This is a genomic window from Yoonia sp., assembly GCF_017854415.1.
Taxonomy (GTDB): Bacteria; Pseudomonadota; Alphaproteobacteria; order Rhodobacterales; family Rhodobacteraceae; genus Yoonia.
Genome location: NZ_JAFMHR010000003.1, coordinates 46,524 through 55,047, shown reverse-complemented (window position 1 = coordinate 55,047; position 8,524 = coordinate 46,524). Strand labels below are relative to the sequence as shown.

The following is an 8,524-nucleotide window of genomic DNA, read 5'->3' as shown; positions in this document are numbered from 1 at the left end:
AAACGTTCAAACGCTTTGAAGCGGGTGATCGTTCGGCCAGTTTTCTTGCCGTCAATCTTGATACGCCCGCGGATCAGGTAAAAGAGCGCCAGTGCAAGGATTGTCCCACCAAGCAGATAGGCTGCCATTTTGAGCAATGGCCCTTCGCGAAACAAGAGCCACCACATGCCGCCGTCTTGTATCAAGGTCGTCGTGGCAGGGCCGCGGTCTTGGGTGCTGATATCAGCAGAGCTATAGCGGAACGCGCGCCAAAGATCTGGATCGGATGCGCCGCCTAAAGTGCCTAATTGCTCTGTTATTGGAGCAGCGAGATCAGGGTTTCCCGTGACATCACTGCGAAAACTGTCGTCGATGACCTGACCTTCTTGCCGGCGCAGGATATCTTCGAGTGTTTGCGCCCCACCAGTGGCTGCACGCGACGGGTCTGTAGCCTCTTGAGCCGTGACAGGCACGGCAAGGGTCCACAGCAAAGCAATAAGGGTCATAAGACGGAGCATCGATCAGTCCTCACTGTCAGATCAAAGAAGGGCGGCCCTTTAAAGGCCGCCCCTTTTCATGCATTGCAAAAGGGGCGATTAGCCGCCTTTTTGGCTGTAGGCAGTACCCCAACCCCAAGCACCCGAACCAAAGCCACGGGCCACAACGCGTTCGCGGTAGATGTCGGAAACTGTGTCCCCGTCACCGGCCAGCAAAGCCTTTGTAGCACACATCTCGGCGCAGATTGGCAATTTGCCTTCTGCGATCCGGTTGCGTCCGTACTTGGCGAACTCAGCGCTTGAGTTGTTTTCTTCAGGGCCACCGGCACAGAAGGTACATTTGTCCATCTTGCCGCGCGATCCAAAGTTGCCCGCTTGTGGGAACTGTGGCGCACCGAACGGACATGCGTAGAAGCAGTAACCGCACCCGATGCAGAGGTCTTTTGAGTGCAGCACAACGCCGTCCGCTGTCTGGTAAAAACAATCTACCGGACACACGGCCATGCAAGGTGCGTCAGAACAGTGCATACACGCGACCGAGATTGACCGCTCTCCTGGTGAACCATCGTTGATGGTAACGACCTTACGGCGATTGATACCCCAAGGCACTTCGTGCTCGTTCTTACACGCTGTTACGCAGGCATTGCATTCGATGCAGCGTTCAGCATCAACGAGAAATTTTGCTCTAGCCATTCTACTTCTCCCTTATGCTGTCCAGATTTTGCAAAGAGTCGCTTTGGTCTCTTGCATCTGGGTTACGCTGTCATAGCCGTATGTTTGTGCTGTGTTGGAGGATTCACCCAATACAAACGGATCGGCCCCTTCTGGATATTTATCCCTTAGATCAACACCTTCCAGGTGTCCACCAAAGTGGAACGGCATGAATGCAACGCCTTCGCCGACCCGTTCGGTGACCATGGCCATAACCTTGACCTTGCCGCCTTCGGGGCCTTCGACCCAGACCTGTGCGCCATCACGGACACCCAAGTTGTTGGCGTCACGTGTGTTGATTTCTACGAACATGTCTTGCTGCAATTCCGCAAGCCATGGGTTCGAGCGGGTTTCATCGCCACCACCTTCGTATTCAACCAGTCGGCCTGACGTCAGGATAATCGGATACTCCTGCGAAAAGTCCTGTTCCTGGATTGATGCGTATAGTGTCGGGACGCGCCAGAACTTCTTGTCTTCGTAGGTCGGATAATCCGCAACCAGATCCCGCCGGTTTGAATAGAGCGGTTCACGGTGCGTTGGCACAGGGTCAGGGAAGGTCCAAACCACTGCACGCGCCTTGGCGTTTCCGAATGGTGCGCAACCGTGTTTGATTGCAACCCTCTGGATGCCACCTGACAGGTCAGTTTTCCAGTTGGTGTTCGGGCCTGCGACCGCATCGATAGCGGCACGTTCATCAGCCGTCAGATCACCGTCCCATCCAAGATCCATTAGCATCTGCATGGTGAACTCTGGATAGCCATCCTCGATTTCGGAACCGGGGGTAAATACCCCTTCGGCCAAAAGGTTGTCGCCGTCACGTTCCACACCAAAGCGGGCGCGGAATGTTAGGCCACCTTCGGCGACGGGCATCGACATGTCATAAAGGTTCGCAGTACCGGGGTGGTTCATCTCGGGTGTGCCCCAGCAAGGCCACGGCATCCCGTAAAAGTCCCCATCTGCTGGACCACCAACAGCCCGCAAGGTTGTACGGTCAAATGTGTGCTGGTTGGCCATGTGCAGCTTCATGCGCTCTGGGCTTTGGCCGGTATAGCCAATCGTCCACATGCCGCGGTTAAACTCGCGGGTAATGTCTTCGACGTTCGGCTCGCCGCCTTCATCAATCGCGATATTGCGGAAGATCTTGTCGTGGAAGCCGAATTTCTCCGAGAACATCGCCAGGATCGTATGATCGGGCAGGGATTCAAACAGTGGTTCAACCACTTTGTCACGCCACTGCAGCGACCGGTTGGAAGCTGTCACAGAGCCGCGTGTTTCAAACTGCGTACATGCGGGCAGCAGATAAACACCGTCTTGGCGGTCTTGCAGGACAGCCGTCACAGTCGGATATGGGTCAACAACGACAAGCATGTCGAGCTTTTCCATTGCCGTTTTCATTTCCTTCTGACGCGTTTGGCTGTTTGGCGCATGGCCCCAAAGCACCATGGCGCGCACGTTATCGGGTTGATCGATATCCGCCGCTTCTTCGAGCACGCCGTCAATCCAGCGACTGACAGGAATACCTGTCAGGTTCATCATTGCGGTATCGCCCACCGTTGCAGTTGAGAACCGACCCTTGAGCCAATCAAGGTCTTCTTCCCAAACACGGGCCCAATGTGCCCATGAACCTGCTGACAGTCCGTAGTAACCAGGCAGCGTATCAGCAAGAACGCCAAGGTCAGTGGCACCCTGTACGTTGTCGTGGCCGCGGAAAATGTTAGTACCACCACCTGCGGTGCCCATGTTGCCAAGGGCCAATTGAAGGATGCAATACGCACGGGTGTTGTTGTTACCGTTGGTATGTTGCGTGCCACCCATGCACCAGATCACAGTGCCGGGGCGGTTGTTTGCAAGGGTCCTAGCGACACGTTCCAGCTGGCTGCCGGGTGCGCCAGTAACGCGTTCAACTTCTTCGGGCGTCCAGCGCGCTACTTCGGTCTCGATCTGGTCCATTCCCCAAACACGTGTCCGGATGAATTCTTTGTCTTGCCAGTCGTTTTCAAAGATGTGCCACAAGATACCCCAAACCAGAGCAACGTCGCTGCCGGGCCGGAAACGGACATATTCGTCAGCGTGTGCTGCAGTCCGCGTGAAACGAGGGTCACAAACGATCAAAGGCGCGTTGTTTTGCTCTTTGGCTTTGAGCATGTGCAGCAGCGACACTGGATGTGCCTCGGCTGGGTTGCCACCGATCAGAAAGATCGCCTTGGAGTTATGAATGTCGTTGTAGCTGTTCGTCATGGCGCCGTAGCCCCATGTGTTCGCCACACCAGCAACAGTCGTCGAGTGACAAATCCGCGCTTGGTGATCGACGTTGTTGGTGCCCCAATAGGCAGCAAACTTGCGGAACAGATAGGCTTGTTCGTTGTTGTGCTTGGCAGAACCAAGCCAATAGACAGAATCGGGCCCGCTTTCTTCGCGGATTTTCGTCATGCCGTCGCCGATCTCGTTGATCGCGGTTTCCCAAGAGATGCGAACCCATTCACCGTTCTCTTTTTTCATCGGGTACTTTAGGCGACGCTCGCCGTGAGCGTGCTCGCGCACCGCTGAACCTTTGGCGCAATGTGCACCCAAGTTGAACGGGCTGTCCCAGCCGGGTTCTTGACCCGTCCAGACGCCATTGTCGACTTCGGCGATGACTGTACAGCCTACAGAACAGTGTGTGCAGACTGATTTGATTGTCTCGATTGCGCGGGTCGCTGCAGATTGCGCAGTTGCTTGCGTGACTGAACCACCTGTCGCTGCGATTGCGGCCAAGCCACCGATCGCAAGACCTGATCCGCGCAAGAAACCACGACGATCAATGCCATTCGATCCTTTGTTCACCATGATTGGCGAACGACCGGACCGGCGTGTGTACCCGTTGGTCTTTTTCCTCAGCATCTTCTTCCTCCCTTATCCGGTCTTGCCGGATGAACTCTTTTAGGTCGCTCTGTCATCATTCTCCTCAACGGTGACGGCGGCCATGAAACGAACCTAGAAACGAGTGCTTTCGAAGTAAGCGCGCGTGTGATCGGTATCTTGCATCGTCTGTGATGAAAGATCTGCCGGCTCTGCTGCGGCTTGTGTTGCCCCGCCTGCCGCCACGGCGATAGCTGCTGGTGCAGCAGTTCCCGCCAGTTTCAGAAAGTCACGGCGGCTAGCGCCTGCTTTTTTATCGGTCATAGGATGTCTCCCTTTGCTTCTTTGGCGGGCATCCCCACCGGTTGTATGGCAAGTCCACTAGCTTGCGGACATGCGAAATGCTTCTTTTTCGATTTCCATGAAGGCCAAACCGACCGCACCGATTGATGCGTACAGAATTGATGATTTGGCCCCTTGCAGGTCGTTGAAATAATGTGTCGCCCATGTGCTAATATGCGCGTTAAAGAACGTTTGTTGCTCGGCCACACTTGCCACGCGGCCAAAGCGACCGACGATCATGCCCGCCATCATTTCCATCAATGAAGCGATGTTATCTTCCGGCTCGAACACGTCGTTCGCGCGCGTCATGCCGAAATCGGCCATAGTTGCGCGTAAATTCGCTAGCGGCTTTTCGTTTAAGAACCCTGTGAGGTAGTAGCTTGCAAATGGCAAAAGCTCGCCTCGGCCTAGTCCGATGAACAGGGCGTTATATTCCGTGCGTACGGCCTTTGGCTTTGTGATCTTAGCAACCCGTGCCAGCCCATTGATCGCCTGCCCAAGGTCCGTTTCGTCACCACTTAGATCGGCTGATTGATCCAACAGCAGTTGATCAGGTGGACCTGCAAGCATGAGACCCAAGTAGTTGTAAAGGTCCGCGCGCAGCCGATCTTCTTGAGGTACTTCTGCGATGGCGGCGGCAACATTCATGCGGTGTCGTCCTCAAACTGGAACTGCATCCGGCGGGGCGCGCTTGGTGCTGGTTCTTCATCAACTACGTGGACGTCATCGGCCACGTCACCACATTCATTCAATGTTTCGGCGGCGATTTCAACAACTTCCTCATCAACCGCGACCTCAAGCGTCGCAGTTTCTGGGTCAGCATTCTTGAGGCGCTCAACTTCTAACAGGTGCGCCAACATGCCTTTGCCAACCTGATAAGAGGTTTTGATCACACCTTGGCCAAGGCTTTGGGCCAAGTAATCGTCGTCGTAATCATTCAGCCCGTCAACGCAGGCCAACACGGGATTGCTGCGCCACAGTTTGCGCAGCGCGCGTTTGCGCAGATGTTGCGGCACGGATTTGGACATGAACGCCTTAAAATCATCACCAAGTCCCAAGCTGTCTGGATCTGGCAAGCCAAGCTCTTGAAGTATCTCTTCGTCAGTTTTTTCTGCCAACGCTTCTTGCTCAAGCGCATGTGCGGCTTCTTGCGCGGCGACGTCTGCTTCTTCGGATTCAGCAGCGACAGCGGCCCGACGGCGCGACCATGATGACATCATATCGCTCAATTTGGCACCTCTTTGCGGCGCGGCGCGCGGTAGACGTCGCTCACTTGGCGGATACGCGGATCGCCAATGCCATCTTGGCTTTGGTCAACACGGGCGTTTTTCCGGCGGCGTTTTACAAATGCCTCTTCTTCGTAATGCTTTTCAACAAACGCAGTGACCCATGCACCAAGCCCGTCTGACATTGGAATTTTCTCAACCAGTTCTTCAGCGGAATCGCAATAATCCTGCGCCTCGTAGGGGGACGCGGTCACAAGTGCGACGGTCCATGGCACATCGGCGTTTACATCGCCGGGCCGTAGAACTGCGTAAACCGAAGGTATCCGCGCCTGAAGTTCGTGCGCGTATGCTTCGGCGTCCGAAACATAGAGTGTCAAAGGGAGTGTCGCCGCGTGAAATTCGGTCACATCACCATCGGTTCGCAGCACTTTCCAATCGGCAGGTCCGGCGCCCGGTAACACGTCTGTCGCTTTCCAAGCATACTTTGCCCATCTCGTCACACCAATTGAACGCTTGACGACAACGCCAAGTGGCAACGTCTGAGAGTCTGGGTATTCGAACTTCAAGTGGTACTCCGTTGGTGGCAGATTCTTTCAAACAGCATGGACTAGTATAAGCGAAACGCAAAGAAACAATTTAGTTCTGAAAGAGAAGCCAATATCATTCTGCGTTGCGGCATTGCCCTAGCCCCATACTGAACAGGAAATCGAGGGCCAAACCGGCCTGATAATTGGGCGACAAATTGTCCCTGCAGTAACCATATGCAGCCGCTAAAGTCAGTCTCGGGTAGGAATTCGGGTTTACTGTGCCGGATTTTCCTGCCTAGCTAAGTCGCGACCTAAGTTCATGAAAATCGAGGAAAACCATGTCGAAAACATTATTGGTGTGTGATTGTCTCGGATCTCAGAAAGTCGATGCTGCTGCTTTAGAAAAAGCGACCGGGCTTGGATGTCGCACCTGTTTTACAAGCCTTTGCACCGATCAGATCGACATCGCGGCCAAGGCGATTGCTGAGGGCGATGTCGTCATTGCTTGCCAGCAAGAAGCACATCGCTTCGCTTCGCTTGCCGAAGATATGGACGCCAGCGCGCCTGATTTTGTCGACATTCGCGACCGTGCTGGATGGACAGATGATGCAGCAGACACCACGCCAAAGATGGCCGCTTTGATCGCTGATGCTGCTTTGAACCCACCTGCGCAAAAGTCCTTTGATATTATCAGCGAAGGCACCTGCATGATTGTTGGGGCTGCAGATGTTGTTCTGTCGGCCGCTGAAAAGCTTGGAGAGGCACTATCTGTCACTGTTTTGCTGGCTCCGGGCACGGAGGTTATTCCGTCGCCCAATTACGATACCGTCGTTGGAAATTTGCACCAAGCGACTGGAACACTCGGGCGATTTGAAGTCCGCATTAATGATTTTCAACAAAGTGTTTCGGGCGGCCGCGGCACACCTGCGATGACCCCCGCGCGGGATGGTGCTCTGTCGCAATGTGATATTATTCTTGATCTTTCGGGGGCTGCCCCGCTTTTCCCCGCGCCAGAGAAACGTGACGGATACGTCCGCGCTGATCCCAAAAGCATGGTGGCTGTTGCTGATGCAATCTTTGCTGCAAGCCAGCTTGTGGGTACGTTTGAAAAACCGTTTTATATCCGCATGGAGACAAGTCTTTGTGCGCATTCGCGTGCAGAAAAGCCCGCATGTTCAAATTGCCTAAACGTGTGTCCGACGGGCGCAATCGTTTCGGCAGGCGAACATGTCAGCATTGATCCAATGATCTGTGCGGGATGCGGCGCATGTGCTGCCGTCTGCCCCTCAGGTGCGATCAGCTATGACGCTCCGTCGTCAGATTTTGTCTTTCGCCGGATCAATACATTGGCAAGCAGCTATCGCAGTGCGGGCGGAAAAGACGCCACGCTGTTGGTGCATGATGATCACGGCGGACAGATGATCAGTCTGGGTGCACGCTATGGACGTGGATTGCCCGCGCATGTGATCCCCATGGAGGTCGAAGCACTTGCCGGATTTGGCCACGCAGAGATGGTTGGCGCGCTGGCCAGCGGCTTTGCCCGTGTTGACGTTTTGCTGGCCCCCAAAACAGAGCGCGACGCGCTGGTGCCGCAGGCGGAATTGGCCAATGCGATAGCGCCCGGAACGGTCGCATTACTTGATTTCGAAGACCCTGATGCGCTGTCGGATCATCTGTTTGGAGACGCGCGAAAGTCTGCAATCGCAAGCCCGATCCTGCCGCTTGGCACACGCAGACAAGTTGCGCGATTGTCGGCCAAGGCACTTAATCCTGGTGTCGAAACGCTGCCACTGCCAGCCAACGCGCCTTATGGCGCCGTCATTGTCGACACAGATGCATGTACGTTGTGCTTGGCCTGTGTGTCGCTTTGCCCATCTGGGGCATTAGGCGACAATTCCGATCTGCCGCAACTTCGGTTCCAAGAGGACGCATGTTTGCAATGTGGACTTTGCACCAATGTCTGCCCTGAAAAGGCAATTACCCTGCAGCCGCAGCTTGATCTGACCGATGCCGCGTTATCCCAGTCAATCCTGAACGAAGAAGAACCTTTTGCTTGCATCGAGTGCGGTATTTTATTTGGCGTCAAATCGACTGTCGAAAAGATCACTGAAAAGCTCGCTGGTAATCACGCGATGTTCTCGAACCCAGACACGATCAAAATGATCCAGATGTGCGACAATTGCCGCATCAATGCCCAATACCATTCGGAAAATAACCCCTTCGCAGGTGGCGACAGACCGCGTCCACGTACGACAGATGACTATCTGTCCAAGCGCAAGGATCACTGATTTTGCGGCGCTTAGCCAAGGGGTTTAGCAAAAGCCCGGACTGGACAATTTTGTCGGGGGCAGACAACTTGAACGTTCCCGTCGCCGCCGCATTTGCGGGCAAGATCAATTTTAAA

Annotated in this window: 7 protein-coding genes and 1 pseudogene; 1 reads left to right on the top strand and 7 read right to left on the bottom strand. The window is 54.6% G+C overall.

What is annotated here, in order from left to right; all coding sequences use genetic code 11:
* From QZ197_RS00955 to QZ197_RS00925, 7 genes and pseudogenes are all read right to left on the bottom strand, one after another.
* Nucleotides 1–497: pseudogene (locus QZ197_RS00955) on the bottom strand (formate dehydrogenase subunit gamma); the annotation flags it as partial.
* A gap of 78 nt (nucleotides 498–575) precedes the next feature.
* On the bottom strand, nucleotides 576–1,169 hold the full coding sequence (fdh3B, locus tag QZ197_RS00950) for a formate dehydrogenase FDH3 subunit beta (protein WP_296429331.1): 594 nt from the start codon (nucleotides 1,167–1,169) through the stop codon (nucleotides 576–578).
* A gap of 12 nt (nucleotides 1,170–1,181) precedes the next feature.
* Nucleotides 1,182–4,067 carry a formate dehydrogenase subunit alpha gene (locus QZ197_RS00945; RefSeq protein ID WP_296429330.1) on the bottom strand — a complete coding sequence of 962 codons (2,886 nt, stop codon included), beginning with the start codon at nucleotides 4,065–4,067 and terminating at the stop codon, nucleotides 1,182–1,184.
* Between the two features lie 93 nt (nucleotides 4,068–4,160).
* Complete coding sequence (locus QZ197_RS00940; protein ID WP_296429329.1) at nucleotides 4,161–4,349, bottom strand: twin-arginine translocation signal domain-containing protein; 189 nt, start codon at nucleotides 4,347–4,349, stop codon at nucleotides 4,161–4,163.
* A gap of 57 nt (nucleotides 4,350–4,406) precedes the next feature.
* Nucleotides 4,407–5,015, bottom strand: coding sequence for a molecular chaperone TorD family protein (locus QZ197_RS00935; RefSeq protein WP_296429328.1), 609 nt, complete (start codon nucleotides 5,013–5,015; stop codon nucleotides 4,407–4,409).
* Nucleotides 5,012–5,587 (bottom strand): DUF3306 domain-containing protein, encoded by a 576-nt coding sequence (locus tag QZ197_RS00930; protein ID WP_296429333.1) that lies wholly within the window; start codon nucleotides 5,585–5,587, stop codon nucleotides 5,012–5,014. Before QZ197_RS00930 ends, QZ197_RS00935 begins: the two co-directional genes overlap by 4 nt.
* A 5-nt stretch (nucleotides 5,588–5,592) precedes the next feature.
* Nucleotides 5,593–6,159, bottom strand: a complete 567-nt coding sequence (locus QZ197_RS00925; RefSeq protein WP_296429327.1) for a DUF3305 domain-containing protein — start codon at nucleotides 6,157–6,159, stop codon at nucleotides 5,593–5,595.
* A 299-nt stretch (nucleotides 6,160–6,458) separates the two neighbouring features.
* On the opposite strand from QZ197_RS00925, the gene QZ197_RS00920 reads away from it, so the two are divergent.
* Nucleotides 6,459–8,408 carry a 4Fe-4S binding protein gene (locus QZ197_RS00920; protein ID WP_296429326.1) on the top strand — a complete coding sequence of 650 codons (1,950 nt, stop codon included), beginning with the start codon at nucleotides 6,459–6,461 and terminating at the stop codon, nucleotides 8,406–8,408.
* The last annotated feature ends 116 nt before the right edge of the window (nucleotides 8,409–8,524 follow it).

Bases quoted from the DNA above. Each gene is read 5' to 3' on its own strand.
- fdh3B (WP_296429331.1), bottom strand. From the start codon at position 1,169: ATGGCTAGAGCAAAATTTCTCGTTGATGCTGAACGCTGCATCGAATGC.
- QZ197_RS00945 (WP_296429330.1), bottom strand. From the start codon at position 4,067: ATGCTGAGGAAAAAGACCAACGGGTACACACGCCGGTCCGGTCGTTCG.
- QZ197_RS00940 (WP_296429329.1), bottom strand. From the start codon at position 4,349: ATGACCGATAAAAAAGCAGGCGCTAGCCGCCGTGACTTTCTGAAACTG.
- QZ197_RS00935 (WP_296429328.1), bottom strand. From the start codon at position 5,015: ATGAATGTTGCCGCCGCCATCGCAGAAGTACCTCAAGAAGATCGGCTG.
- QZ197_RS00930 (WP_296429333.1), bottom strand. From the start codon at position 5,587: ATGATGTCATCATGGTCGCGCCGTCGGGCCGCTGTCGCTGCTGAATCC.
- QZ197_RS00920 (WP_296429326.1), top strand. From the start codon at position 6,459: ATGTCGAAAACATTATTGGTGTGTGATTGTCTCGGATCTCAGAAAGTC.